The organism is Amycolatopsis orientalis DSM 43388 (genome assembly GCF_000411975.1).
In the GTDB taxonomy this organism is placed as follows: Bacteria; Actinomycetota; Actinomycetes; order Mycobacteriales; family Pseudonocardiaceae; genus Amycolatopsis; species Amycolatopsis orientalis_D.
In genome coordinates this window covers 1-26,034 of record NZ_ASXG01000105.1, presented here as the reverse complement: position 1 = coordinate 26,034, position 26,034 = coordinate 1, and the positions used below count along the sequence as shown (strand labels likewise).

At 72.6% G+C, this 26,034-nt stretch carries 21 protein-coding genes; 18 read left to right on the top strand and 3 right to left on the bottom strand.

The features are described 5' to 3' along the window. Positions 1-1,101: 1,101 nt before the first annotated feature. The gene (locus tag L942_RS20600; protein ID WP_037362805.1) at positions 1,102-1,506 is read left to right on the top strand and encodes a DUF3040 domain-containing protein; all 405 of its coding nucleotides are present in this window, start codon (positions 1,102-1,104) and stop codon (positions 1,504-1,506) included. A 365-nt stretch (positions 1,507-1,871) separates the two neighbouring features. On the opposite strand, the gene L942_RS20595 is transcribed toward L942_RS20600, so the two are convergent. The 3 genes from L942_RS20595 to L942_RS20585 form a co-directional block, all read right to left on the bottom strand. Beyond that, positions 1,872-4,430 carry a transglutaminase family protein gene (locus L942_RS20595; RefSeq protein ID WP_037362803.1) on the bottom strand — a complete coding sequence of 853 codons (2,559 nt, stop codon included), beginning with the start codon at positions 4,428-4,430 and terminating at the stop codon, positions 1,872-1,874. Between the two features lie 76 nt (positions 4,431-4,506). Beyond that, positions 4,507-5,778 (bottom strand): DUF58 domain-containing protein, encoded by a 1,272-nt coding sequence (locus tag L942_RS20590; protein ID WP_037362800.1) that lies wholly within the window; start codon positions 5,776-5,778, stop codon positions 4,507-4,509. A gap of 32 nt (positions 5,779-5,810) precedes the next feature. Beyond that, positions 5,811-6,875: an AAA family ATPase gene (locus tag L942_RS20585; RefSeq protein WP_037362797.1), complete on the bottom strand. Its 1,065-nt coding sequence runs from the start codon at positions 6,873-6,875 to the stop codon at positions 5,811-5,813. A 265-nt stretch (positions 6,876-7,140) separates the two neighbouring features. On the opposite strand from L942_RS20585, the gene L942_RS20580 reads away from it, so the two are divergent. The 17 genes from L942_RS20580 (at position 7,141) to L942_RS20500 (ending at position 25,636) form a co-directional block, all read left to right on the top strand. Then, positions 7,141-7,509 (top strand): hypothetical protein, encoded by a 369-nt coding sequence (locus L942_RS20580; RefSeq protein ID WP_037362794.1) that lies wholly within the window; start codon positions 7,141-7,143, stop codon positions 7,507-7,509. Beyond that, complete coding sequence (locus L942_RS20575; RefSeq protein WP_081655149.1) at positions 7,502-8,038, top strand: DUF3558 family protein; 537 nt, start codon at positions 7,502-7,504, stop codon at positions 8,036-8,038. The genes L942_RS20580 and L942_RS20575 overlap by 8 nt, the downstream gene beginning before the upstream one ends. A 22-nt stretch (positions 8,039-8,060) precedes the next feature. After that, positions 8,061-8,630: a PPE domain-containing protein gene (locus L942_RS20570; RefSeq protein ID WP_037362791.1), complete on the top strand. Its 570-nt coding sequence runs from the start codon at positions 8,061-8,063 to the stop codon at positions 8,628-8,630. Next, entirely contained in the window at positions 8,627-9,325 is a 699-nt protein-coding gene (locus tag L942_RS20565) for an ESX secretion-associated protein EspG (RefSeq protein WP_037362788.1), read from the top strand. The genes L942_RS20570 and L942_RS20565 overlap by 4 nt, the downstream gene beginning before the upstream one ends. 584 nt (positions 9,326-9,909) lie before the next feature. Beyond that, positions 9,910-10,341, top strand: coding sequence for a division/cell wall cluster transcriptional repressor MraZ (mraZ, locus tag L942_RS20560; RefSeq protein WP_009080393.1), 432 nt, complete (start codon positions 9,910-9,912; stop codon positions 10,339-10,341). Between the two features lie 192 nt (positions 10,342-10,533). Further along, positions 10,534-11,490, top strand: a complete 957-nt coding sequence (rsmH, locus tag L942_RS20555) for a 16S rRNA (cytosine(1402)-N(4))-methyltransferase RsmH (RefSeq protein ID WP_037362786.1) — start codon at positions 10,534-10,536, stop codon at positions 11,488-11,490. After that, a complete protein-coding gene (locus L942_RS20550) occupies positions 11,487-12,143 on the top strand; it encodes a hypothetical protein (RefSeq protein WP_037362784.1) in 657 nt (218 codons plus the stop codon). The genes rsmH and L942_RS20550 overlap by 4 nt, the downstream gene beginning before the upstream one ends. Next, a complete protein-coding gene (locus L942_RS20545; RefSeq protein ID WP_037362781.1) occupies positions 12,143-14,062 on the top strand; it encodes a peptidoglycan D,D-transpeptidase FtsI family protein in 1,920 nt (639 codons plus the stop codon). The genes L942_RS20550 and L942_RS20545 overlap by 1 nt, the downstream gene beginning before the upstream one ends. A gap of 280 nt (positions 14,063-14,342) precedes the next feature. After that, positions 14,343-15,902, top strand: coding sequence for a UDP-N-acetylmuramoyl-L-alanyl-D-glutamate--2,6-diaminopimelate ligase (locus L942_RS20540; protein ID WP_037362842.1), 1,560 nt, complete (start codon positions 14,343-14,345; stop codon positions 15,900-15,902). After that, on the top strand, positions 15,899-17,404 hold the full coding sequence (locus tag L942_RS20535; RefSeq protein ID WP_037362779.1) for a UDP-N-acetylmuramoyl-tripeptide--D-alanyl-D-alanine ligase: 1,506 nt from the start codon (positions 15,899-15,901) through the stop codon (positions 17,402-17,404). The genes L942_RS20540 and L942_RS20535 overlap by 4 nt, the downstream gene beginning before the upstream one ends. Then, positions 17,401-18,483: a phospho-N-acetylmuramoyl-pentapeptide-transferase gene (mraY, locus tag L942_RS20530; protein ID WP_037362777.1), complete on the top strand. Its 1,083-nt coding sequence runs from the start codon at positions 17,401-17,403 to the stop codon at positions 18,481-18,483. The genes L942_RS20535 and mraY overlap by 4 nt, the downstream gene beginning before the upstream one ends. 3 nt (positions 18,484-18,486) lie before the next feature. Further along, a complete protein-coding gene (murD, locus tag L942_RS20525) occupies positions 18,487-19,893 on the top strand; it encodes a UDP-N-acetylmuramoyl-L-alanine--D-glutamate ligase (RefSeq protein WP_037362774.1) in 1,407 nt (468 codons plus the stop codon). Then, positions 19,880-21,316 carry a putative lipid II flippase FtsW gene (gene ftsW, locus L942_RS20520; RefSeq protein WP_037362839.1) on the top strand — a complete coding sequence of 479 codons (1,437 nt, stop codon included), beginning with the start codon at positions 19,880-19,882 and terminating at the stop codon, positions 21,314-21,316. Before murD ends, ftsW begins: the two co-directional genes overlap by 14 nt. Next, on the top strand, positions 21,313-22,437 hold the full coding sequence (gene murG / locus L942_RS20515) for an undecaprenyldiphospho-muramoylpentapeptide beta-N-acetylglucosaminyltransferase (protein WP_037362772.1): 1,125 nt from the start codon (positions 21,313-21,315) through the stop codon (positions 22,435-22,437). Before ftsW ends, murG begins: the two co-directional genes overlap by 4 nt. Beyond that, positions 22,430-23,848: a UDP-N-acetylmuramate--L-alanine ligase gene (gene murC, locus L942_RS20510; RefSeq protein WP_037362771.1), complete on the top strand. Its 1,419-nt coding sequence runs from the start codon at positions 22,430-22,432 to the stop codon at positions 23,846-23,848. Before murG ends, murC begins: the two co-directional genes overlap by 8 nt. After that, positions 23,845-24,708 carry a cell division protein FtsQ/DivIB gene (locus L942_RS20505; RefSeq protein ID WP_037362769.1) on the top strand — a complete coding sequence of 288 codons (864 nt, stop codon included), beginning with the start codon at positions 23,845-23,847 and terminating at the stop codon, positions 24,706-24,708. Before murC ends, L942_RS20505 begins: the two co-directional genes overlap by 4 nt. 94 nt (positions 24,709-24,802) lie before the next feature. Beyond that, the gene (locus tag L942_RS20500) at positions 24,803-25,636 is read left to right on the top strand and encodes an NAD(P)H-binding protein (protein WP_037362767.1); all 834 of its coding nucleotides are present in this window, start codon (positions 24,803-24,805) and stop codon (positions 25,634-25,636) included. Positions 25,637-26,034 lie beyond the last annotated feature (398 nt).

The following is a 26,034-nucleotide window of genomic DNA, read 5'->3' as shown; positions in this document are numbered from 1 at the left end:
GGCTAGAGGTGCATTGCCAGGTTGCGCGGCCAGGAGATGCCGCGCTGCGGAGGCCGACCTGCCGATTCCCCGGACATGCGGCGGGTGCGAGGGCTCGACGTGCGCCGTGTTGGTGGCGAAAGGGAGTCTCTCGTGGGCGTCGAGCGTCGTGGTGAGGACCCAGGCTCGCCCGCACTGGCACCTACGTCCATGCGCTCGCTCGTGACTGCGGCATCGGGGCTCGGCGTGCTCCGGGTTGGTGGTGAAGGGGAGTCTCGTGTGGGCGTTGGGCGTCGTGGCGGGCACACCGGCGCGCTCGCCCGGCACCTATGTCCGTGTGTTCGGCCGCAGCCGCGTCGGGGGCTTGACGTGTGCGGTGTCGGTGCTGAAGGGGGATCCCGGGTCGGCCTTAAGCGGTCGGGCGAGCACCGCGGCCCGGGAGCTCGGCAGCTTGGCCGAGCTGACTCAACGTTGCTGTCCGCGTTCGGGAGCGTGGCCGGATTCAGGTGCCACTGGTGCTTCTCAAGACCGTTCGGCATCCGGGGCAGTGCCAGTCTCGCGTCGCGAGCGCTGGGTTGCTGCGGTGGGCAACCGACCGTCCGAGCGGCCTCGGCTCGGCCCGTCGCGGGTTCGTGCGCGCTGCACCGGGATAACAGTCACTGTCGTAACGAGGCGGTCGCGCGGGTCCCGCGGTCGCGCTCAGTGAGCAGGCTCCGGGTTGTCCCGGACGGTGGGGAATTGCCGATCCGGGTGCCTGCCAGGTGAAAGAATGGCAGAGGGTATCGATCGGCGGAATCTCGGCGCGGACGAGGCGCCGGCGGGGCGAGTGGTCGGCGTTGGCGCCGTCTCTCTCCGTCACGAGGGACCCCGTGCGGGGGAGGCCGACGGAGCGGCGCGGCGGCCTGGGCTGCGCCGAAGGGGGTGACTTCCGTCGCGGTGACGCACTGTCAACCCGCATTGTGCGGGATTTCCCCCGATTCGATCATTTCCGGATCGGGGATCGGGTAGTCGGCAGAGCGCGGGGCTCGTATCCTGGACAGTGCCACCCCGCCTGGGGTTGGCTGTTGGGTCCAGGACGTTGCGCGGCCCGGCGCCCGCGACAGCTGTGCCGGAGGAGGAAAGATGCCACTCTCCGAGCATGAGCAGCGGCTGCTCGACCAGATCGAGCGCGAGCTCTATGCCGAGGACCCCAAGTTCGCATCCACGGTGCGTGGCACCCGGTTGCGCCGACCCGCGCGCCGTCGGCGCATCCAGGGGATCGCCCTGTTCGTGGTGGGCGTCGCGCTGCTGGTGCTCGGTGTGGTGATCCCGGTGCTGCGGGTCGCCGACGTGCCGGTGGTCAGCGTGCTCGGGTTCCTCGTGATGTTCTTCGGGGTCATGATGGCCGTGACGTCGCTGCGCCACAGCGACAGCGGCGGCAAGAACAGCCATGACGACGGAGGGGGCGGGGGCAAGCCGTCCGGCCGCAAGAGCTCCTTCACCCAGCGCATGGAGGAACGTTTCCGCCAGCGCTTCGAAGGCCAATAGCACGTCGGCGAATCCGCGCTTCTCCCCTCGGGGCGGAGCGCGGATTCTCGTGCTCGGGCACGGGCTGCATCGTTTAACGGGACGCGGATTCCCGAGCCGTGCGACCCGGCCGCGTCACGGTCGCGTCGCTCGACGACCAGGTCCACCGGCACGCCGAGCGCCGCACCGGTCCGCTTCAGGAACGACAGCGGTGCTCCGCGACGCCCCGGGCAGCCGCACGGCCGCGTTGGCACCCGTGCTGACCACCGCGGTGAGCAGAGCGCGGTCCGGCGAAAGACGGTTCGTCCTGGTGCTGCGCGCACGTCGCGGGGCCTGCCAGAACGTTGTCGTGCCCATTCGGGGTTCCGGCAGGCGGGAGAAGCAGCTCACCGCCGTCGGCGCAGCACCGATCGCGGGAACAACCGTCCCCGCATCGACAGCGGAGCCGTCCGGCGCAGGCTCTCCTGCAACTGCCCGAACGCGGGCTCCAGCGTCGGATCCGGCGCGGCTTCGCCGCTGTACCAGCTGCGTTCCACCGCGCCCAGCACCGTACGCAGAGCCTCCCGGCCGGACTCGTCCAAGCGGTGGCGTTCGGCGATCTTCCCGCCTGCCACGCGGACCGTGTCGCTGTCGGAGATCGGCAGGTCCCGGTCGGCGCATTCCGCCTTCAGCTCGCGCCACGCCGCGGCGGCCGCGCCGGGGGCGTGCGTCGCGATGGTCTGGAGGTGGCGGCGGCGCACCAGGTCGCGGATCGCGGCCGGGCCGCCGGCCGCGGCGAGGACCACGACTACCGCCGCGGCGAACCACCACGACACGGTCCCGGCCAGCAGACCGAGCGCGGCGACCAGCAGGGCAGCTCCCGTCAGCGGCAGCCACAACGCGGCCAGGTGCAGCGGAGTCGGAGCGGTGACGGGGTTTCTGACCAGCACGTTCCCGTCCGGCGTGGCACCGGGCGGGACCCCGGACGGAGCCAGGCCGGGACGGGCGCGCCGGCGCAGGAAGTACGACGTGGCGACGGCCGCCGCGCCCAGGACCGCCAGGGCCAACGCCAGCCAGGTCAGCCAGCTGTCGTCCGGAGTGGCGGCGGCGGGGGTGGCGGGAGCGGCCTGGTCGTGGGACTTGTCGGTCGACGCGCCGGTGGACGGGGAGGCGGAGCGCGGGGCCGTCGGGACGTCGTCGGTCGCGTTGGACTGCTGCGGGTTCTGGGTGTTCTGCTGCAGGTACGGCGGGACGATGCCGCGGCCGTCGGCGAGAGGTGTCGGGTCGAAGCTGACCCAGCCCTTGTCCCCGAAGTACGCCTCGACCCAGGCGTGCGCGTCCTGCGAGCTGATCGACTGGTAGTCGCCCTTGGACACGCCCGGGGTGAAGCCGATCGCGACGCGCGCGGGGATGTGCGCGACCCGCAGCATCACCGCCATCGCCGACGCGTATTGCTCGCAGTAGCCCCGTTTTCCCTTGAGGATGAAGTCGGCGAGCGCGTCGGCGTCGGTGGCGTCGGCGGTCTTCGTGTCGTACACGAACCCGTTCTGCGCGCTGAAGTACTGCCACAGCGCGGTCGCCCGGTCGAAGTTGTTCGTCTTGCCCGCGGTCAGCTGCTCGGTGAGCGTGGTGACCCGCCGGTCGACCTGGCCGATCCGCGTGTACAGCGCGGGGATCTCGTCGGATTTCGGTGCGGCGTCGCGCAATTCCGCGGCGGTCGGCTCCTTCAGCGACGCGGTTTCCACGTAGGTCGGAGCGGGTTCGCTCTGCGTGGTGAACACCGAGCCGCTGACGCGGTCGTACAGCCACTGCGGCGGCACGCCCCGGAGCGCGCGCGGCGCGCCGTAGATCGGCAGCCAGTTGTCGACCCAGCGCGTCGGCTGGATCTGGATCTGCCGCGACACTCCGGTGCCGTCGTCGCCGGGCGCGGCGGGCAGCGTGCTGTTCGCGAGCACGCCGGTCTGCGCCTGGCCGCCGGCGCGCAGGCCCCAGCCCTTGTTCGGGGTGTAGGTGTCCAAAGTGAACGCGCGCAGCAGCCGCCGGTCCGAGCCGAGGCCGCGGACCTGGAACAACTCGGTGTTCTGGCCCTGGTCGAGCAGCCCGCGCAGCTGGGTGAACGGCGCGATGCCGAAGCCGCCGGTGCCGTCGCCGTCGCCGCCCGGGCCGGAGCCGAACGGGATCTTGCCGACGGTGCCGACCATGGTGATCCCGCCGCCCAGCAGGCCGAGCACGATCGCCGAGCTGACCACGGCGACCGGGGCCTGCATGAGCCGCAGCGTGCCGCCGGACCCGGGGGCGTCGCGGTTGCGCCAGCGGCGGTGCCGGTGGTTGCCGTCCAGCGCGAGCAGGCACGCGAAGGCCCCCGCGCCGAGCACGAACGTCCACCACGGCATCAGTTCGTCTGACAGCGCGGCGGGCACCGCGTACACACAAAGCAGCACGAGCCCGGTCGCCGCGGGGGCCGCCGCGGCGACGGCGAGCGTGTCGACCAGCACGGCGACCAGGCCGATCGCGATCGTGACCAGGCACAGGATCGGCTGTGTGCTGTCGACCGGCGGCAGGCCGGTCCGGATCTGCTCGGCCGCCGCGGTGAGCGTCGCCCGCAGTTCGCCGAAGGCGGTGGGTCCCGGGAAAATCGTGAGCACGCCCTGGGTGGTGAACGCCCCGGTGATCAGGAAGAGCAGCACGAGCAGCTGGCCGAACCCGGCGACGACCGTGGGCGCGCGCAGCGACCGCAGCGCCAGCCCGGTGCCCGCGACGAGCACGACCGCCACGAAGAGATAGCCGAACCAGGCCCAGCCGGAGACGACGCTGGTCAGCGACGTCGCCGCGCACAGCGTCGCGAGCCCGGCGGCGATCGGCGGCAGGACGCTGCTCCGCCACGCGGGCGGGGGCTCGGACGGCTGCGGCGTCGGGGTGTGCGGGATCGGCGGTGCGCCGGACGGCCGGGGAGCGGTGGTGGTCATCGGTTCCCCCTGCGTGCTCGGACGCGGCGATCCCGGCGGAAACCGCGAGTGCCGCGCCCGGCGGCGGTCGTCGTGGTCATCGCGTCCCGCCGATCACCGTCGACCGATGGGTGCCCGCGCGGCAGAGCAGGCCCCACACCTCGGGCATCGGCGTGTGCGGACCGGCCACGACGACGCCCCAGCCGGCCCCGCGCAGCAGCTCGGCCGACTCCTCGGTCGCCGCGGCGAGGTGCTCCGGCGAGGCCGAACCCGCCCAGGCCGGGGTGTCCAGCAGGACGGCCAGACTGCGGACGCCGCGCGCCCGGTACCGCGTCAGCTCGTGCACCGATTCCGCGCTCACCGTGCCCAGGATCGTGATCAGCTCCTGCCCTTCCGCCGGGTCGTGGCCCAGCGTCACGTCTCGCTGGTGCGCGGGCTGGAGCGCGGCCAGCGCGTCGAGCACCAGATTGTCGTGGCCTTCGCCGCCGTCGGCGGGGGAGTCGGCCAGCGAGACGCCGTGTTCGGTCACCAGCCGGACCCGGTGGCCGGTCCGCCGCAGGTGCAGCGACACCGACGCGGCGAACGACACCGCCCACTCCAGGCTCGCTGTCGGGCCGCTCCCGTGGTGCGCGGCCGCGCGGTGGTCCAGCAGCACTGTCGTGCCGCCGCGCCAAGGACGTTCCTCGATGCGGACCATGATCTCGTCGCGGCGCGCGGTCGAGCGCCAGTGGACCTTCCGCATGTCGTCGCCGGTGCGGTAGTGCCGCACGATCACGTCCGGCTCGCCCTGCCCGGAATGCAGCCGCACGCTCCCGTCGTCGCCCGCCCCGGCCCCGGCGCCGCCGGGCAGGCCCCACAGCGGCACCACGCGCGGCACGACGACCAGCCGCGAATGGCCGATCAGCTCGCGCTCGAACTCGCACAGCCCGAACGGGTCGGTGATCGTCGCGCGCAGCGGCCCGACCTGCTGGATGCCGCGCATGCCCGGCCGCAGCGGATACCGCAGCAGCACGCGGCGGTCGTGCGGCAGCCGTTCCACCACGAACCGCGGGCGGGAGCCCAGCGCGTACGGCACGCCGTCCTCCAGCAGCACCTCGCCGCCGGGCAGCCGCCCGCTGCGCCACAGCTCCAGGTCGACCTCGCCGGTCGAGCCGGCCGCGATCCGGTCCGGACGCAGCGAGCGCGCGGCGCCGAGGCGCAGCCGGGTCGCCGAGATGTACGCGGCGACCAGCAGCGGCAGGGCGACGACGAAGACCGCGACCCGTAGCAGGTCGCGTTCGTTGAGCACCAGCGAGCACACCGCGGCCGCGATCCCGGCGGCGAGGAGGCAGCGGCCTCGGGTGGTGAGGCCGGAAAGCGCGCGCAGCATGCGGATTCCCTAATCGGGTAGCGGGACGCGCCTCAGCGGGCCGAGCCCTGGGGGACGGGGACGCGGTGCAGCACCGCGCGGACCACGTCGGTCGCCGAACGGCGGGCGGCGTGCGCCTCGGTGGTGAGCACCAGCCGGTGCGCCAGCACGGGCACGGCGACCGTGTGCAGGTCGTCGGGCACCACGTAGTCGCGCCCGGACAGCGCGGCCTGCGCCCGCGCGGCCCGGACCAGGTGCAGCGTCGCGCGCGGCGAGGCGCCGAGCCGGATCTCCGGCACCTGCCGGGTCGCCGCCACGACGTCGACGGCGTACCGGCGGACCTCCGGCGCGATGTGCACGCCGCGGACGGTCTCGATCAGCCGCAGCATCGTCTCGCCGTCGGACACCGGGGCCAGGTCCGCGAGCGGGTTGTGCCCGGAGTGCTCGTCGACCATGGCCAGTTCGGCCTGCTGGTCGGGGTAGCCGATGGACACCCGCGCGGTGAACCGGTCGCGCTGGGCCTCGGGCAGCGCGTAGGTCCCCTCCATCTCGATCGGGTTCTGCGTCGCGATCACCATGAACGGCGCGCCGAGGGAGTACGTGCTGGTGTCGACCGTGACCTGGTGCTCTTCCATGCACTCCAGCAGCGCGGACTGGGTCTTCGGCGAGGCCCGGTTGATCTCGTCGCCGACCACGATGTTCGCGAACACCGGGCCGGGCCGGAACTCGAACTCGCCGGTCTGCCGGTTGTAGATGGACACGCCGGTGACGTCGCTGGGCAGCAGGTCGGGCGTGAACTGCACGCGGCTGACGGTGCAGTCGATCGAGCGCGCGAGCGCCTTCGCGAGCGAGGTCTTGCCGACGCCCGGCACGTCCTCGACGAGCAGGTGACCCTCGGCCAGGAGGGTCACCAGCGCGATCCGGATGACGTCCGGTTTGCCGACGAGGACGCGTTCCACGTTCGCGGCGATCCGGCGCGCGGTGTCGTGCAGTTCGCCGAGCCCGGCCGCCGGGACCCGCGCCAGCCCGTCCGCGGACTCGACCGCCGGGTACGGCGGCTCGCCGGACCCGTTGCCGTGCGGTCCGGCGGGGGAAGCGGACTGGATTCGCGACGTCACTCGACCTCCTGGTGGCGCGATGGCTGGACGGGAACCGGCGGGGATGCGCGCCTGTCCAGCGTTCTCCCCAGTGTGTCAAACCCGGGAGAGCTGGGCGGCGGAACCCCGAGATCGTTTCATGGTGACGCCCAGCCACCCCGGCACTCCTTCTTACGGGTGATTATGAGGCATTTTCAGGTGATCCCGCTGACCGTATGCACTGTCGTATGCTCCGCAACGAAGTCGCCCGACCACGGTTCGACGTCGGAAGAGGTGCAATCCGCGCATGAGCGAGGCCGAGGCGGAACGGAAAGCCGGGCTCCCGGGGCTGTCCGGCGGCGGCCGGTTCGCGGTCACGCCCGAGCTGGCGTCCGCGACGTACGCGAAACTCGGCGAGCTGCAGGACGTCGTGGGCGAGATGGTCCGCGAGGCGGCGGTGCTCGGCCGGTCGGTGCCGCTCGGCGGCGGGTACGCCGGCGAGGTCGGCGCGTTCATGGCGAAGTACGGCCTCGGCCGGGACGGGTCGGCGGTCGACCAGCTCACCGCGTTCGGCAAGGAAATCGCCGGGCTGAAAAACCGCATCGGCGGCGCGCTGGAGAAGTACCGCGACCAGGACAGCGAAGCCGCCGAGGGCGTGGACTGCACCGGTGGCTGACCGTTTCGCGGCGCGCGCCGCGCTCCTGCCTCTCGCCGGGCTCGCCGTGCTGTCGCTCGTTTCGTGCGGCCGCATGCCCGGCCTTTCGCACGCCGCCCCGGCGGACGGCGGCCCGCCGCCTCCGACGTCGTCCGCTCCTTCGCTGGCGAAGCTCGACCCGTGCACGCTGCTCTCGCCGCAGGACCGGTCGTCGGCCGGGCTCACCGGGCAGGGCAAGCCGAAGACGATCGGCGAGGCGCGGGCCTGCGACTGGACGGTGCCCTCGACCTTCGGCGTCACCGTCACGCTCGACGAAACCAACGGACTGGCCAACCTCGACCTCTCCGACGGCAAGCGCACCAAGAAGGACGTCGGCTCGCACCAGGCGGTGCAGGTGTCCGGCCGCCGCGGCACCTGCGCGGTGCTGCTCGACGTCGGCGGTGCGCACAGCGTCCAGGTCGACGTCAGCAACGCGAGCTTCGCCGACTCCGAACTCGCCTGCCGGCGGGCGAGCGACGTGGCCGGACTGCTCGAGCCGAAGCTGCCGTGAACCCCGTGCGAGGAGGAAAGTCGTGACCGACACCCCGGCCCCCGAGCCGACGGCCCGGTACGAAGCGTTCAGCCACGCGGCGCTGGCCGCCCAGGCGGTCGACGGCAACGACCCGGCCGCGGCCGGCGAGGCGGGCGCCCGGTGGGCCGGGCTGGCGCAACGGCTCGAGGACTCGATCGGCGGGCTCGTCGCGTTGTCCGCCGGCAGCCAGGAAACCTGGCAGGGCGACGCCGGCGACGCGATGCGGAAGGTGCTCGGCAAGGCGTCGGACTGGCTGGCCGAAACGTCGGTGGTGTCGGCGAAGGTCGGGGAAGCCGTGCAGGGGCAGGCGGAGGTCGCCGCCCGGGCGCGCGCGGACATGCCCGCGCCGGTGGACTTCGACCCGGCGGCGATGATCCGGTCCGCCGCGGCGAGCGGGGACCTCGTGCGGCTGGCCGGGCTGTCGGCGGCGATGGACGAGCGGCGCGCCGAAGCCGAGGCCGCCCGGCAGAAGGCGATCGACGTCCTGCGCACCCGGGACACGGCGCTGCGCGGGCTCCTGCCCGAAGGCGAGTTCCCCGCGGTCCCGCCGCTCGGCACGGGGCCGGCTTGATCAGCCTGTCGGCGTCCGCGTTCGACATCGTCTGGGCCGACCTAGGCCTCGCCGCCCCGCCCGCGCCGCTGGCGGTGCGCAGCGTGGGGGAGACCGCCGCCGACCGGTCCGCGATCCGCGCGGAGGTCTACCGCAACCTCGGCGAACGCGGCCTGTTCGACGGCCGTCTCGACGCCGCCTTGGAGAACAGCCTGCGCGTGCTCGCTTCGGCGGACCGGTATGTGGAGTGCGAGGCGCTCGCCGACATGACGGCCGACGAGCCGTTCCGCGCGGTCGCCGCGCTCCGGGGCCGCCACGCGGTGCTGGCCGTGCAGCCGGCGCGGACGATCGGCGTGCGCGACATCGGGGAGAGCGAACTGGCCTCGGCGATCGTCGACGTCCTGCCCGAACTGTCGGCCGGACCCGGCTACGGCGTCCGGCTGCCCGCGGCGGGCGAGCCGCCCGGCGGCGCGCAGGGGGAGGAGCTGCGGGCGATCCAGTCCCGGCCGGTGTACGCGGCGGGCCAGTTCACCGTCCACGTCCGCGACCGGGCGGGCAAACTGGCCCGGACCGGCGGGCTGACGTGGTTCGACACCGACGCCGGGGCCTATTCGGCGGCCTGCTCGCCGGGGCGCGGCGGGCAGGACTGGGTGACGGTGTCCCCGGTGGACAGTCCGCGGCTGGCCGAGCGGGTGATGGAGCTGGTGCCGGGCTGAGCCGGTCAGAAGTGGACGGTGGCGGCGCGCGCCGGTGTCGAGAGTGGACGGTTCCCCGCCTGTCCCCATCCGGCCAGCCCCACGTCGCCCCACCGGGCCCGGCGCGCCGTCCCCCACTCCCTCCCACCGGGCTCGGGCCGCCGTTCCCCACCCAGCCCCACCGCGCGCCAGATCGGCTCCCCACAACGCCCCCACTGGCCCCCACTGCGGCTCCCACCTGGCCCCACGGCGGCTCGCCACCGGCCGCCACGCCGGTTTTCGCAGCGTCCCCACCAGGCCCCACCGGTTCCCCCACCACTCCCCACTCGTGGTCCCCACGCTGCCGAAACGCGGACGTTTCCGGCCTTCCGAGGTTGCGAGAGACCCCGGTGCGGGGGATCTTCGCCACGGTCCCCCCACCGCGCCCCCACCTCGACCCACCTCCGTGACCTGCGCAAACGCGCCACCCGACGGAGTGGCACGGTCTCCGGACGCGTTGACTGTGGTGAAAAGTGGGGTACGGTGGTGCGCAGTGGGGCGGAAGGGAGCCCCCGAGCCGGGACCGGGCGGGGAGCCAACCGGATCCGGTAGGGAGGTGGAGGCCGGTGTTCCTCGGCACCCACACCCCGAAGCTGGACGACAAAGGGCGGCTCACGCTGCCCGCGAAGTTCCGCGAAGCCTTGGCCGGCGGGCTGATGGTCACCAAGGGGCAGGACCACTGCCTCTTCGTCTTCCCCCGTGCCGAGTTCGAGCAGATGGCCAGGAAGGTCGCCGAGGCCCCGTTCACGAACGAGGCGGTGCGGGCCTACCAGCGCTACCTGTTCGCCGGGACCGACGAGCAACGTCCGGACGGGCAAGGGCGCGTAGCCATCGCGCCGGAGCTGCGCCGGTACGCGGGGCTCAACAAGGAGTGCGTGGTGATCGGCGCGATCACCCGGCTCGAGATCTGGGACGCCCAGGCGTGGCAGGGCTACCTGGACGAACACGAGGACAGCTACGCACAGGCTCGGGAGGAAGTACTGCCGGGCGTCTTCTAGGAGGCGCCCCGGGCGCACCTGCGTCGTCGGGGGACGCGGGAACGCCGTTCGACGCGGATGCCGTGAGGCCTCTGTCCGCTCATTGACCCTGGCGCACCTTCCCCGGTGCCAGGTCAGCAAGCGGGCGGGCAGGGACCTGACGGCATCCGCCGCATCTTCCCCGGTTACGCACGCGGCAGAAAGGGGGAAGACATGACGGACGCAGCCGAGCACGTTCCGGTGCTGCTGGACCGCATCGTCGAGCTGTTCGCCCCCGCGCTCGCCGACCGCGACGCCGTCCTGGTCGACGCGACCGTCGGCCTCGGCGGCCACTCCGACGCACTGCTGTCGGCGTTTCCCCGCCTCCGGCTGATCGGGCTGGACCGCGATCCCGCCGCGCTCGAGCGCTCCGCGGAGCGGCTCGCGCGGCACGGCGACCGCGTCGACCTCGTGCACACGGTCTACGACGGACTTCCCGAAGCGGTGTCGCGGCTGGGACTGTCCCGAGTGGACGGCATCCTGTTCGACCTCGGCGTCTCGTCGATGCAGCTCGACCGCGCCGAACGCGGGTTCGCCTACTCCCAGGACGCGCCGCTGGACATGCGGATGGACCCGACCACCGGGTTCACCGCGGCCGACGTGCTCAACACCTACCCGCCCGGCGAGCTGATCCGGATCCTGCGCGACTACGGCGAGGAGCGCTTCGCGCAGCGGATCGTCCGCGCCGTCGTGGCGGAACGCGAAAAGGAACCGTTCGCCCGCAGCGGCCGGCTGGTCGAACTGCTCTACTCCGCGGTCCCGGCGGCGAGCAGGCGCACCGGCGGGCATCCGGCGAAGCGCACCTTCCAGGCGCTGCGGATCGAGGTCAACGGCGAGCTGGAAGTGCTGCGCCGGGCCCTGCCCGCGGCGCTGGGCACGCTGGCGATGAACGGCCGGATCGTCGTCGAGTCCTACCAGTCCCTCGAGGACCGGCTGGTCAAGCAGGCGCTCGCGGAACTGGCGAAATCCCGGACGCCGGAAGGGCTTCCGGTGGAACTGCCCGGGCACGGGCCGGAACTGAAGCTCCTCACCCGGGGAGCGGAGAAAGCCGGCGAGAGCGAGATCGAGCAGAACCCGCGAGCCGCCTCGGTGCGGCTGCGCGCAGCACAACGGATCGGAGAGCCGCGTTGACCGCACCTACGAAGTCCCGCCGCTCGTCGTCGACCGCTGCGGAGCGGGCACCGCGGAACACCGTCGCCGAGACCGACGCTCCGGCGCGGCGGCGCACGACGGCGGCGGAGCGCGCCTACGCCCGCCGGGCGCAGCGGGCCGACCTGCTGCGGCAGCGCGCGCCCAAAAAGCCGGTGGCCGAACCGGAAACCGTCGAAACGAAGACGGTGCGCACGCGGTTGAAGCTGCGCTGGCCGCGGTCGCGCGCGTCCTTCGTGCTCGTGATGATGGGGCTGCTGGCGATCGGGGTCGCGGCGACGCTGTGGTTCACCACGCAGGCGATCGCCGATTCCTACCGGCTCGAAAAACTGCGCACGGACAACGCTTCCCTGATGGAGACGAAGGACCGGCTGGAGCGTGAGGTCGCGAAGGCCCAGTCCCCGGCGTCTCTCGCGCCTGCGGCCAAGCAGCTGGGCATGGTGCCCGGCGGCGACCCGGCGCGCATCGTCGTCGGCAAGGACGGCAAGACGACCGTCGTCGGCGAACCGAAGAAGGCCCAGCCGGACGAGCAGGACGCGGCCGCGCCCCCGGCGCAGCAGCCGGCCGCTCCGCCGGAGGGCGGCATCGAAGGAGACCTCTCGGGCACGCCCGCGGGGACCTCGGGAGGGCAGTGATGGCGGCAGGCGGCAACAGCCGTTCCCGGGCGGCGGGCAGCGCGCGGCGGACTTACGCCGCGGGCACCCGCCGCGCGGTCGCGAAACGGGGCAACGGCGGACAGCGCAGCCGGTTTTCCGCGGTGCGCATCATGCTCGTCGTGCTGATGGTGGTGGCGGGCGCGAAACTCGTGCAGGTGCAGTGGTTCGAGGCCCCCGCGCTGTCCGCGGCGGCCGAACGGCAGCGCACCCTCACCATCGACATCCCGGCGCAGCGCGGGTCCATTGTGGACCGCAACGGGGCGAAACTGGCGTTCAGCGTGGAAACCCGCACGCTGTCGGTGAACCTGCGGGCGCTGCACAAGTCGATGGACGAGTACGCGAAGAAGTACCCGGACAAGGGCCGCAACTTCGAAACCGAGGTCGCCGGCGCGGCGAAGCTGATCGCGCAGAAGCTCCCGCACCTCACCACCGAGGCCGAACAGCTGGCTCTGCTGCACAAACAGCAGTCCTTCACCTACCTCGTCGACAACGTCGAGCCCTCGGTGGCCGACCAGATCGTCAAGAAGTACGCGTGGATCAGCGTGGAGAAGCGCGCCAAGCGCGAGTACCCGGGCGACACGCTCGCGTCGAACATCGTCGGCCTGGCGAACTGGCGGATGGACGACCCCGACGTGTCGAAGCACAACCTGCACGGCGTGATCGGGCTGGAGCAATCGCGCGACGCGGACCTGGCCGGCACGCCCGGCCGCGAGATCGTGAACACCCAGAACGGCAACGACAACCTGTACCTGCCGGGCACCGAGCACGTGCTCACCGCCGCGGTCCCGGGCTCCGACCTCCAGCTGACCATAGATTCCGACCTGCAGTTCGAACTGCAGCGCCAGCTGAGCGACTACGTCGCGAAGGCGAACGCCAAGGGCGGCCAGGCGGTCATCATGGACGCGAAGACGGCCGAGGTGTACGCGCTGGCCGATTCCAGCACGTTCAACCCGAACGACCCGTCCACGATCCAGCCCGACCTGCTCAACAACCGCCCGGTCACCACGCCCTACGAACCCGGTTCGGTGAACAAGGTGGTCACCGCGACCGCGGCGATCGACAACAAGATCGCGACGCCCACCTCGACGCTGGAGGTGCCGGGCTCGATCAAGATCGCCGACCGGACGGTGCACGACGCGTGGTCGCACGGCACCCAGACCTTCACCACGACCGGCGTGTTCGCGAAGTCCTCCAACGTCGGCACGCTGGAACTCGCCCAGCAGGTCGGCCCGGACCGGTATCTCGAGCTGCTGAAGAAGTTCGGCATCGGCCAGAAGACCGGCATCGGCCTCCCCGGCGAGAGCTCCGGCTACGTGCCGCCGCGCAAGGACTGGTCGGCGTCCACGTTCGGCAACCTGCCGATCGGGCAGGGCCTTTCGATGACCGTGGTGCAGATGGCCGGGATGTACCAGGCGATCGCGAACGACGGCCTGCGCGTCGAACCGCGGATCGTGAAGGCGAAGAAGAACCCGGACGGCACGGTGACGCCGGAAGCGCCGCCGAAGACCGAGCGCGTGGTGAGCCCGGAAACCGCGAAAACGGTGCGGGACATGCTGCGCGCGGTGGTGCAGAACGCGAAGAGCCCGAACGCGGGCACCGCGCCGTCGGCCGGGCTGGAGGGCTACCAGGTCTCCGGCAAGACCGGCACCGGCCAGCAGATCGACCCGCGCACCAAGGCCTACAGCTCGAGCCTGGCGAACATCACCTTCGCCGGGATCCTGCCCGCCGACCACCCGCGGTTCGTCGTCGGCATCCGGCTCGACGCGCCGGACACCACCCTGCCCATCGGGCATTCCGCGGGCCCGCTGTTCCACTCGATCGCGTCGTACCTGTCGCAGCGGTACCAGATTCCGCTGTCCGACGGCCCGTCGCCGGTGGTGCCGCTCGTCCTCGGCTGACCGCCCGCCGGTCCGGGAGGGGAACTCCGAGGGAATCTGTTCCCTGGGGTTCCCCTCCCGGTCGTTCGCGGCTCCGCGCCGCGGCCGATCGTCCACACGGGCCGGTGGCGAGCCGGGGAAAGGCTTGCGCCGCAACGATCTTGACCGCCCCGCCTACCACATCCCCGGCGAGCGCGCGCGTTCGCCGTACCGCGTTGGGTCACCCGGATCCGGCCTCGGTAACCTCTCCGGCGTGTCCGTGTCCTCGTCCCAGCCCCGAAGCGGGCCCGCTGCCGCGTCGCTGCCGGACAGCCCGGTCAAAGCGGCCGCCGCGCCGCCCCGGCCGGCCCGGATCGACCCGGTCCCGCTGGCCACGCTGCTCGCCCGTGCGGGAGCCCGGCTCATCGCCGACCGTCCCGAGGCCGCCGACCTCGCCGTCACCGGCGCCACGCTGCGTGCGCAGCACGTGCTCCCCGGCGACCTGTTCGCCGGGCTCCCCGGAGCCCGCGCGCACGGAGCCGACTTCAGCGAGCAGGCCCTCGCCGCCGGTGCCGCGGCCGTCCTGACCGACCCGAGCGGAGCCGATCGGCCCGCGCTGCGCGACGCGCCGGTGCCGGTCCTCGTGCATCCGGACCCGCGCGCCGCGCTCGGCGAGATCGCCGCGTGGATCTACGGCGAGCCGTCGCTGCACCTGTCCGTGCTCGGCGTCACCGGCACTTCCGGCAAGACCACCACCTCTTACCTGGTCGACTCGGGCCTGCGCGCCGCCGGGCGCACCACCGGCCTGATCGGCACGGTCGAGACCCGGATCGCCGGCGAGCGGCTCGCCAGCGGGTTCACCACGCCCGAGGCCCCGGACCTGCAGGCGCTGCTCGCGGTGATGCTGGAGCGCGGCGTCACGCACGTGCCGATGGAGGTGTCCAGCCACGCGCTGGCGCTCGGCCGGGTCAACGGCACCCGGTTCGCGGTGGGCGCGTTCACCAACCTGTCGCAGGACCACCTCGACTTCCACAAGGACATGGAGGAGTACTTCGCCGCCAAGTCGCTGCTGTTCGACGGCCGGTCCACCACCGAGGTGGTCGTGGTCGACAGCGCGTGGGGACAGGCACTGCTCACTCCGCAGACGGTGACCGTGTCGATCGAAGCCGGGGCCGACGCGCTGTGGCGGGCCGCCGACATCGAAGCCACCCCGGCGGGGGAGCAGACCTTCACGCTGCTCGGGCCGGACGGGCTCAGCCGCGCGGCGAAGATCCCGCTGCCGGGCGCGTTCAACGTCGCCAACGCGGTGCTCGCGGCGGCGATCCTGGACAGCGCGGGCATCGAAGCGGACGACATCGTCGCCGGCCTGGCCGCGGTGGAGGTGCCCGGCCGGATGGAGCGGGTGTACCTCGGCCAGGACTTCACCGCGGTGGTCGACTACGCGCACAAACCGGCCGCGGTGGCCCAGGGCCTCGACGCCCTGCGCGCCCGCACCGAGGGCCGGGTCATCACCGTGCTCGGCTGCGGCGGCGACCGCGACACCGCGAAGCGCCCGATGATGGGCGAGGCCGCGGTGCGCCGCAGCGACGTCCTGATCGTGACCGACGACAATCCGCGTTCGGAGGACCCGGCCGCGATCCGCGCCGCGATGCTGGCCGGGGCCCGCGCCGTCGGGCCCGCGGCGGGCGGCGAGGTGCTGGAGATCGGCGACCGGCGCGAGGCGATCGCGCACGCGGTGTCGCTCGCCCGGCCGGGCGACATCGTCCTGATCGCAGGCAAGGGCCACGAGACCGGCCAGGAGGTCCAGGGTGTGGTGCACCCGTTCTCCGACCGGGACGAGCTGGAGGCCGCCATCCGCAAGCGTCTCGAGGTGACCGCGTGATCGAGCTGAGCCTGGCCGAGATCGCCGACGTCGTCGGCGGCCGGCTGCACCGCACCGACGGATCCGCCGTCGTGACCGGCAGCGTCGAATTCGACACCCGCCAGCTGGGCCCGGGCGGGCTGTTCCTCGCCCTGCCCGGCGAACGCGTCGACGGGCACGACTTCGCCGCGAAAGCGGTCGAGGCCGGCGCGGTCGGCGTGCTGGCCGCGCGGGAGGTCGACGCCCCGGCGATCGTCGTGCCGCCGCTGCCGCCGGGGCAGGCCAACGCCCGGTCGGTCGCGCTGGCCGGCGACACCGACGGCTCCGGCGCCGCCGTGCTGGCCGCGCTCGCCAAGCTGGCCCGGCACGTCGTCGACCGGCTGGCCGCGGGCGGGCTGACCGTCATCGGCGTCACCGGCTCGTCCGGCAAGACCTCGACCAAGGACGTCATCGCGCAGCTGGTCGAGCCGATGGGCCCGACGGTCGCGCCGCCCGGGTCGTTCAACAGCGAACTCGGCCACCCGTGGACCGCGCTGCGCGCCGACGCGTCGACCAAGTTCCTCGTGCTGGAGATGTCCGCCCGCGGCGTCGGGCACATCGCGGCGGCCGCCGAGACGACCCCGCCGCGGATCGGCGCGGTGCTGAACGTCGGCAGCGCGCACGTCGGCGAGTTCGGCTCGCGCGAGGGCATCGCGAAGGCCAAGGGCGAACTGGTCGAGGCGCTGCCGGAAAACGGGCTCGCGGTATTGAACCTGGACGACCCGCTGGTCGCCGCCATGGCGAGCCGCACGAAGGCCCGCGTCGTGGGCGTGGGGGAGTCGGCCGGGGCGCAGGTCCGGGCCGCCGACATCACCGTCGACGACGAAGCCCGCCCGTCCTTCCGGCTGATCACGCCCGAGGGCGACGCCGCGGTGACGCTGCCGCTGCACGGCGAGCACCACGTCGGCAACGCGCTGTCGGCCGCCGCCATCGCGCGCGAACTCGGCGCGACCACCCAGGAGATCGCGCAGCGGCTGTCGGCGCTGCAGCGGCGCTCGGAACGCCGGATGGAGGTCGTCACCCGCGCGGACGGCGTCACGATCCTCAACGACTCGTACAACGCCAACCCGGAATCGGTCCGGGCCGGGCTCAAGGCGCTGGCCTCGATGAGCCGCTCCGGCCGTCGCGCGTGGGCGGTGCTCGGCGTGATGGGCGAGCTGGGCGAGGACTCGGTGACCGCGCACGACGCGATCGGGCGGCTCGTGGTCCGGCTCAACATCGAGAAGCTCGTCGTGGTCGGCCAGGACGCCGCCGCCATGCACCAGGGCGCTCTGCAGGAGGGTTCCTGGGGCGAGGAGTCGGTGCTGGTACCCGATGTCGAGGCCGCAGTCGCCGTGCTGCATGATCAGCTCCGTCCCGGGGACGTGGTGCTGGTCAAGGCGTCCAAGGCCGCCGGTCTCTGGCGGGTGGCCGAAGCGCTGCTGGCCGATCCCGGGAACTCCTCCTCCTCGAACTCCGAACGCTCGAACGGTGGTCACGCGTGATCAACATCATGATCGCGGCCGCGGCGGGTCTGCTGGTCTCGATCCTGCTCACGCCCTACCTCATCCGGGTCTTCTCGCGGCAGGGCTTCGGCCAGGAGATCCGCGAGGAAGGCCCGCAGGGGCACAAGTCGAAGCGCGGCACGCCGACCATGGGCGGCGTCGCGATCATCATCGCGATGGTCGCCGGCTACTTCGTCGCGCACCTGATCACCTGGATCGGCAATTCGCGCTCGGCCGCGCCGTCGGCGTCCGGCCTGCTCGTGCTGATGCTCGCGGTCGGGCTCGGCCTGGTCGGCTTCCTCGACGACTTCATCAAGATCCGCAAGCAGCGCAACCTCGGGCTGAACAAGACCGCGAAGCTGGTCGGCCAGCTCGTGGTGACCGTCCTGTTCGCGGTGCTGTCGCTGCAGTTCAAGGACGCCCAGGGGCTGACCCCGGCGTCGCAGAGCCTGTCCTACGTCCGCGACCTGGCGCTGATCACGTTCCCGTCGGTCGTGTTCGTGATCTTCTGCTACATCGTCATCTCCGGCTGGTCGAACGCGGTGAACTTCACCGACGGCCTCGACGGCCTGGCCGGCGGCGCGGCGGCGATGGTGCTCGCGACGTACGTGGTCATCTCGTTCTGGCAGGCCCGGCTCTCCTGCTCGACCCAGCCGCTCCCGGCCTGCTACGACGTGCGCGACCCGCTCGACCTCGCGGTCGTCGCGGCCGCGGCCACCGGGGCCTGCATCGGGTTCCTGTGGTGGAACGCCGCGCCGGCGAAGATCTTCATGGGCGACACCGGGTCGCTGGCCCTCGGCGGTCTCGTCGCCGGGCTGTCCATGACCACCCGCACCGAACTGCTCGCGATCGTCATCGGCGGCCTGTTCATGGTCGAGATGATCTCGGTGGTCACGCAGATCGCGGTCTTCCGCACGACGCGGCGGCGGCTGTTCCGGATGGCGCCCTTCCACCACCACTTCGAGCTGGCCGGGTGGGCGGAAACCACGGTGATCATCCGGTTCTGGCTGCTCTCGGCGATCTGCTGCATGTTCGGGCTCGGGCTGTTCTACAGCGAGCAGCTCAACTTCGGAGGCTGACCTTTGCAGCTTGACGGCAAACTCGTTCTGGTCGCGGGCGCGGGCGTCACCGGCAAATCGGTCGTCCCCGTGCTGCGCGAGCTGGGCGCTCGGGTCACGGTCACCGACGGCAACGCCGAGCGGCTCGCGGAGCTGGACGGCCTGGACGCCGAACTGGTCCCGGGCCTGAGCGAACCGCCCGCGGACACCGCGCTCGTGGTGACCAGCCCGGGCTGGCGGCCGACGTCGCCGCTGCTGGTCGCGGCGGCCGAGGCGGGCGTCGAGGTGATCGGCGACGTCGAGCTGGCCTGGCGGATCGGGCGGCTGCGCGAGCATCCGCCGGCGTGGCTGGTGATCACCGGCACCAACGGCAAGACGACGACGGTCGGGATGCTGGAGTCGATCCTGCGCGCGGCCGGCGCGGACGCGGTGGCCTGCGGAAACGTCGGCTACCCGGTGCTCGACGCGGTCCGCGGCGGGCACCAGGTGCTGGCCGTCGAGCTGTCGAGCTTCCAGCTGCACTGGTCGTCCACGATCGCGCCGGACGCGTCAGTGGTGCTGAACCTCGCCGAGGACCACCTCGACTGGCACGGTTCGATGGAGGAGTACGCCGCGGCGAAGGGCCGCGTGCACGACCGGTCGCGCGCCGTCGTGCACAACGTCGACGACCCGTGGTCCACGCGGATCGCCGAGGACCACGCGCCGGACAGCGCCCGGCGGATCGGGTTCGTGCTCGACACCCCGCGCGCCGGGGAGCTGGGCCTGGTCGAGGACCTGCTGGTGGACCGGGCTTTCGGAGCCGACCCGCAGACGAGCGCCGAGGAACTGGCCGAGATCGCCGACGTGCGCCCGGCCGGGCCGCACAACCTCGCGAACGCGCTCGCCGCGGCCGCGCTGGCCCGCGCGCACGGCGTCTCGCCCGCGGCGGTGCGGAAGGGGCTGCGCGCCTACGAGCCCGCGCCGCACCGCGCGGTGGAGGTCGCGGAAGTCGGCGGCGTCCGGTACGTCAACGACTCGAAGGCCACCAACCCGCACGCCGCGCTCGGCTCGCTGCTGGCGCACGAAAGCGTGGTCTGGATCGCCGGCGGGCAGCTCAAAGGCGCGTCGGTGGACGATCTCGTCGCCGCGGTCTCCGGACGGCTGCGCGGGGCCGTCCTGCTGGGCGCCGATTCCCCCGTGATCGAAGCCGCTCTCGCGCGACACGCGCCGGATGTCCCGTGCAACCGCCTCCTTCCGGGTGACGATGAGCCCATGACTGCGGCGGTGAATGCGGCCAGCGCCCTGGCTCGTCCTGGTGACGTGGTGCTTCTCGCGCCCGCCGCCGCCTCGCTGGACATGTTCGCCGGCTACGGAGCGCGCGGCGACGCGTTCGAAGCCGCGGTGCGTGCTCTGGCCGACGGCGCGGCGGGGGCGGCGGATGACAGTCGTTGACGGAGACAAACCCCGCCCTCGGCGCGTCCGCAAGGAAAGCCCGTTCGTCGCGCTCCGCACCGCGCTGACCGCGTGGCTGTCCCGGCCGCTGGCGTCCTTCCACCTGATCCTCGCGCTGACCGGCATCCTGACCGTGATCGGCGCGGTGATGGTGCTGTCCGCCTCGTCGGTGGCGTCCTACAACCCGAAGACCGGCAGCGGCGTGTACTCGCTGTTCTTCCGGCACCTGATGTTCGTCGCGATCGGCGGGGTCGTGTTCTGGCTCGGCCTGCGGGTGCGGCTCGAGCGCATCCGCAGGATGTCGGCGACGATCACCGTGCTCTGCCTCGGGCTGCTGATGCTGGTGCTGACGCCGCTCGGGTCGACGGTGAACGGCTCGCAGGGCTGGTTCAAGCTGGGCGTGTTCACCTTCCAGCCGGTGGAGGCGGCGAAGGTGGCGCTGGCCTTCTGGGGCGCGCACATCCTGGTGATCAAGTACAACGTGCTGCACCAGTGGCGGCATCTGCTCGTCCCGGTGGTGCCGGTGGCGCTGCTGATGTTCGCGCTGGTGATGCTGCAGCCCGACCTCGGCGGCACGATCACCCTGGCGGTGGTGCTGCTCGGCCTGCTGTGGTTCGCCGGCGCGCCGAAACGGCTGTTCGGGGTGATCCTGGCCGGCGGCCTGAGCGGCGTGCTGGTGCTGGCGATCATCGCGCCCTACCGGCTCGCCCGGGTGATGTCGTTCCTGTCGCCGGACGCGGACACCTCGGCCGAGGGGTTCCAGGCGAACCAGGCCAAGCTGGCGCTCGCCGACGGCGGGCTGTTCGGCAAGGGCCTCGGGCAGGGCGCGTCGAACTGGGGTTACCTGCCGAACGTGCAGAACGACTTCATCTTCGCGCTGATCGGCGAGGAACTCGGCTTCGTGGGCTGCGCGGTGGTGCTGGCGCTGTTCGCCGGCGTGGCCGTGGTCGGCCTGCGCATCGCCACCCGCAACATCGACCCGTGGATCCGGATCGTCGCGGGCACGCTGACGGTGTTCCTCGTCGCGCAGGCGGCGATCAACATCGGCTACGTGGTCGGGCTGCTGCCGGTCACCGGCGTCACGCTGCCGCTGATCTCCTACGGCGGCACGTCGCTCGTGATCACCATGCTCATCATGGGCGTGCTGGCCAACGCGGCGCGGCACGAACCCGAGGCGGTGGCCGCGCTGCGCTCGCACGGGCCGGGTAAATTCGGACGCCTGCTGCGGCTGCCCGCGCCCGATCCGTACCGCCCGCCGTCGACCCGCAAGGGAACGCGCGGCGCGGGGAGCGGGACGAAGGCGGCCCGGCCGGCGCCGCGTGCGGCCCGGCCCGCACCGGCACAGGAACGCCGCCGGTCGGCGCGGCGGACTACAGCGAACCGCGGTGCCCGGAGCACCGCGAACCGGAGAGGTCATTGGTGAGCAAGCCCGTCAAGGGAACGCAGCGGTCGGCAGCGGGCCGGGCGCCGGTCGTCGTGGTCGCCGGCGGGGGCACCGCCGGTCACATCGAGCCCGCGCTCGCGCTGGCGGACGCCGTGAAGCGGCTGCGCCCGGACGCCGAGATCGTCGCCCTCGGCACCGAACGCGGCCTGGAGAACAAGCTCGTGCCCGCGCGCGGGTACCCGCTGGAGCTGATCCCGCCGGTCCCGATGCCGCGCAAGCCGACGCCGGAGCTGCTCCGGCTGCCGCTGAAGGTGCGCGATTCGGTCCGCCGCACCCGCGAGGTGCTCGACCGGGTGCGCGCGGACGTCGTGGTCGGCTTCGGCGGCTACGTCGCGCTGCCGGCGTACCTCGCCGCGCGCGGCCGCACGCCGATCGTGGTGCACGAGGCGAACAAGTCGGCCGGGCTGGCCAACAAGGTCGGCGCCCGGTTCGCCGCCCGCGTCGCGGTCGCGGTGCCGGGCACGCCGCTGCCGAAGGCCGAGGTGGTCGGCATTCCGCTGCGCCGCTCGATCACGTCGCTGGACCGGGCCGCGCTGCGCGCCGAGGCCCGCGAGTACTTCGAGCTGGACCCGGACGCGCCGACGCTGCTGGTGTTCGGCGGTTCCCAGGGCGCGGCGTCGATCAACTCCGCGGTGTCCGGCGCGGCCAAGGACTTCGCCGAGGCCGGCGTCGGCGTGCTGCATGCGCACGGGCCGAAGAATTCCCTGGTGGTGCAAGAGTTTCCGGGTCGCCCGGCCTACGTTCCGGTGCCGTACCTGGACCGGATGGACCTGGCCTACGCCGCGGCGGACGCGGTGGTGTGCCGGTCCGGCGCGATGACCGCGGCCGAGGTGTCCGCGGTCGGGCTGCCCGCGGTGTTCGTGCCGCTGCCGCACGGCAACGGCGAGCAGGCGGTCAACGCCCAGCCCGCGGTCGACGCCGGGGCCGCGCTGATGGTCGCCGACGCGGACCTCACCGCGGAAAAGGTCGCCGAGCTGGTGATCCCGCTGGTGACCGACGCCGACCGGGTCGCGGCGATGAGCGCGGCCGCGGTCGGGCTCGGCCACCGCGAGGCCGACGAGACCCTCGCCCGCATCGTTTTGGAGGCCGCCGGTGCCTGACACGCCCGAACTGCCCGCGCAGCTGCGCCGGGCGCACCTGATCGGGATCGGCGGGGCCGGGATGTCCGGCATCGCGCGGATCCTGCTCGCCCGCGGCGCGGCCGTGTCCGGGTCGGACGCCAAGGAATCGCGGGCGCTGCTTTCGCTGCGCGCGCAGGGCGCGACGCTGTTCGTCGGCCAGACCGCGGACAACCTCGCCGAGCTGGCGCAACCGCCGTCGGCCGTCGTGGTGTCCACCGCGATCAAGGAGACCAACCCGGAACTCGCCGCGGCCCGCGAACGGGGCATCCCGGTGCTGCACCGCGCGCAGGCGCTGGCCGGGCTGATGGCCGGGCACCGCGTCGCGTGCATCGCGGGAACGCACGGCAAGACGTCGACCACGTCGATGCTGACCGTCGCGCTGCAGAACTGCCGGATGGACCCGTCGTTCGCGATCGGCGGCGACCTCAACGAGTCCGGGGCCAACGCCCACCACGGCGAGGGCGGCGTGTTCGTCGCGGAAGCCGACGAGAGCGACGGTTCCTTCCTCACCTACACGCCGTCGGTGGCGGTGGTGACGAACGTCGAGCCCGATCATCTCGACCACCACGGCACCGCCGAGGCGTACGTGAAGGTGTTCAGCGACTTCGTCGGGCAGATCGAGCCGGGCGGGCTGCTGATCGTGTGCGCGGACGACGAGGGCGCGTCCCGGCTGGGCGACGAGGCCGCCGCGGCCGGCGTGCGAGTGCGGCGTTACGGCCGCGCCGCTTCCGGTGAAGGCGACGTGCGAGTGCTGGACTACACGCCCGCTCCGGACGGCGGCGTCGTGCGGATCGCGCTGGACGGCGAGGAACAGGACCTGCGGGTCGCGGTGCCGGGCGAGCACATGGCGCTCAACGCGGTCGCCGCGCTGCTCGCCGGGCTCGAACTGGGCGCGCCGCTGGACGGCATGGCCGCCGGGCTCGCCGCGTTCGGCGGGGTGCGCCGCCGGTTCGAGTTCAAGGGCCGCGCGGGCGACGTCCGCGTGTACGACGACTACGCGCACCACCCGACCGAGGTGGCCGCGCAGCTGCGCGCGGTGCGCACGGCCGCGGGAAACGGACGGGTCGTCGTGGTGTTCCAGCCGCACCTGTACTCGCGCACGCAGACCTTCGCCGCCGAGTTCGCCGAGGCGTTGTCTCTGGCGGACGAGGTCGTGGTGCTCGACGTGTTCGGCGCGCGAGAGGACCCGGTGCCGGGCGTGACCGGCGCGCTGATCGCCGACCGGGTGACCGTGCCGGTGCACTACCAGCCCGCCTTCGACGTGGCCGCCGGCCTGGTCGCGGACCTCGTCCGGCCGGGCGACCTGGCGATCACCATGGGCGCGGGCGACGTGACGCAGCTCGGCCCGGAGATCCTGGCCGAGCTGGACCGGAGGGCCGACCGAGCATGACCGGGACCCGGCAGCGCCGTCGCTCGCCCGCGCCGCGCGCGGGCGAGGAACAGCGTGCTGCCCTGGCCCGGGAACGCCGCGGGCGGCGGTCCGAGGAGGAGCGCCGGCGCACCCGGGCCCGCACCTCCGCGCGTTCGGGCCGCGCGGCGCGCGCCGCCGCCCGGAAGTCCCGGCCGACCCGCGGCAAGGAGATCCGCCGCCGCTGGGTCGCGCTGCTGACCGTGGTCACCCTTGTGGCGCTGGGGTATCTGCTGTTCTTCAGCTCGCTGCTGTCGGTGAAGACGATCGAGGTGCAGGGCGCGAAAAGCGTGTCGGCGGACCAGATCCGCGCGACCGCGGCGGTGCCGCCCGGGCAGCCGATGCTGCGCGCGGACGTCGACGGGATCCGCGACCGGGTGGCCCAGATGCCGGGCGTCGCGACGGTCGAGGTGTCCCGGTCGTGGCCGACGACGCTCGAGATCGCGGTGACCGAACGGACCGCGATCGCGTTCTTCGACAGCGGCCCCGGCGGCGACGGGGTGCACCTCGTCGACGGCGGCGGGGTCGTGTTCAAGACGGTGAAGACCCGGCCGGCCGGGCTGCCCGAGCTGAAACTGCCGAAGGTGTCGGCGGACGATCCGGTCACCCGCGCGGTCACCGCGGTCCTGCGGGTGCTGCCCGAGCAGCTGCTGAAGCAGACGACGACGGTCACCGCGCAGACGCCGGCGAGCGTCGAATTCACGCTTTCCAACGGCAAGACCGTGCGGTGGGGGAACGCGGAGAACACCGATCGCAAGGCGAAGGTGTTGGCCGCGTTGCTGACGCAGCAAGGGAAGATCTACGACGTGTCCGCGCCGGAGTTGCCGACCATCACCTCCTGAGCGCCTTCGCCGGCCGCTTCGGGGGTTTCGTGGCGCGGATTTCTCGTATGCCGTACGCTTGATGTGTTCGTACGCCATACGAGAAGGTGGGGGCATGACGGTTCTGGTGACGGGTGCGACCGGCAGCGTCGGACGGCTGGTGGTCGACGAGCTGGTGGCTCGCGGCGTGCCGGTGCGCGCGTTGACGGTGGATCCGGAGCGGGCGGCGCTGCCGGAAGGGGTCGAGGTGGTGGTCGGGTCGCTGGCCAAGCCTTCGACGCTGCCGGCCGCGCTGAACGGGGTCGAGGCGGTGTATCTGGCTCCGTATGCGCGGACTGTTGCGCGGTTTTGCGAGCTGGCCGGGGAGGCGGGGATCCGGCGCGTGGTCGCGTTGTCCGGGGCGAGTATCGGAGACGAGCATCCGGCGTCCAGCGGGCATGAATACGCGGCAGTGGAGGCCGCGGTGGACGCTGCCGGATTCGATCGGACCTTCGTGCGCCCGGGGGCTTTCATGAACAATTCGCTGGGGTGGGCGTCTTCGATCCGGGAACGCGGCGAGGTTCGGCTGGCTTATCCGAAGGCGACGCAGACGCCGATCGATCTGGCGGATATCGCCGCGGTGGCCGCGCACGTGCTGAATTCGGACGGGCACGTGGGGCGGACTTACGAGCTGAGCGGGCCGGAGGGGATTTCGTTCGCGGAAATGGTTTCGGCAATTGGGGATGCGCTGGGGAAGCCGGTTCCGGTGGTGGAGGTGAGTCCGCAGGAGCAGGTCGCGGAGTGGGTGGCGGCCGGGTATCCCGAGGAGATCGCTTCGTGGCTGCTGGGGATGTACGCGTATACGGCGGAGAATCCGCAGAAGCCGACCGGGGTGGTGGAGGAATTGCTGGGGCGGGCTGGGGTTTCTTATGCGGAGTGGGCTCGGGCTAATGTGGCTGCGTTTTCCTGAGGTCCGTGTCGGGGGCTGCTCGTCGCCTGGCGGCGACATTGCAGGCGGGTGAGTGGCGTGGGGCACCCCGAAGCCCGATTGTGCTGACGGTTCGGGGGTGCTTGTCAAGGCGGGAAAGCGTGCCTTGACAAGCACCCCCGAACCGCAGTTTGGCTTCGTATCGGGGTGCGGGGGTGGTGTGGGTGCCTCGATGGTTGGGTGCGGGGGCTGCGGTTTGCGGGGGCGCTTGTGTCAACGGCGGCGTTGGGTGCGGGGGTGACCGGCCGGGTGGTCTGTGAAGGGCTCCTTCAGGGAATCTAAGTCCGTGAAGGGGCCCCTCACGGGCGGTGGCGGGTGTGAGGGGAACCCTGACGGAAGCTGCTTCCGTGTTGTGTCTCGGTTGATCTGTCGCAGGGTTG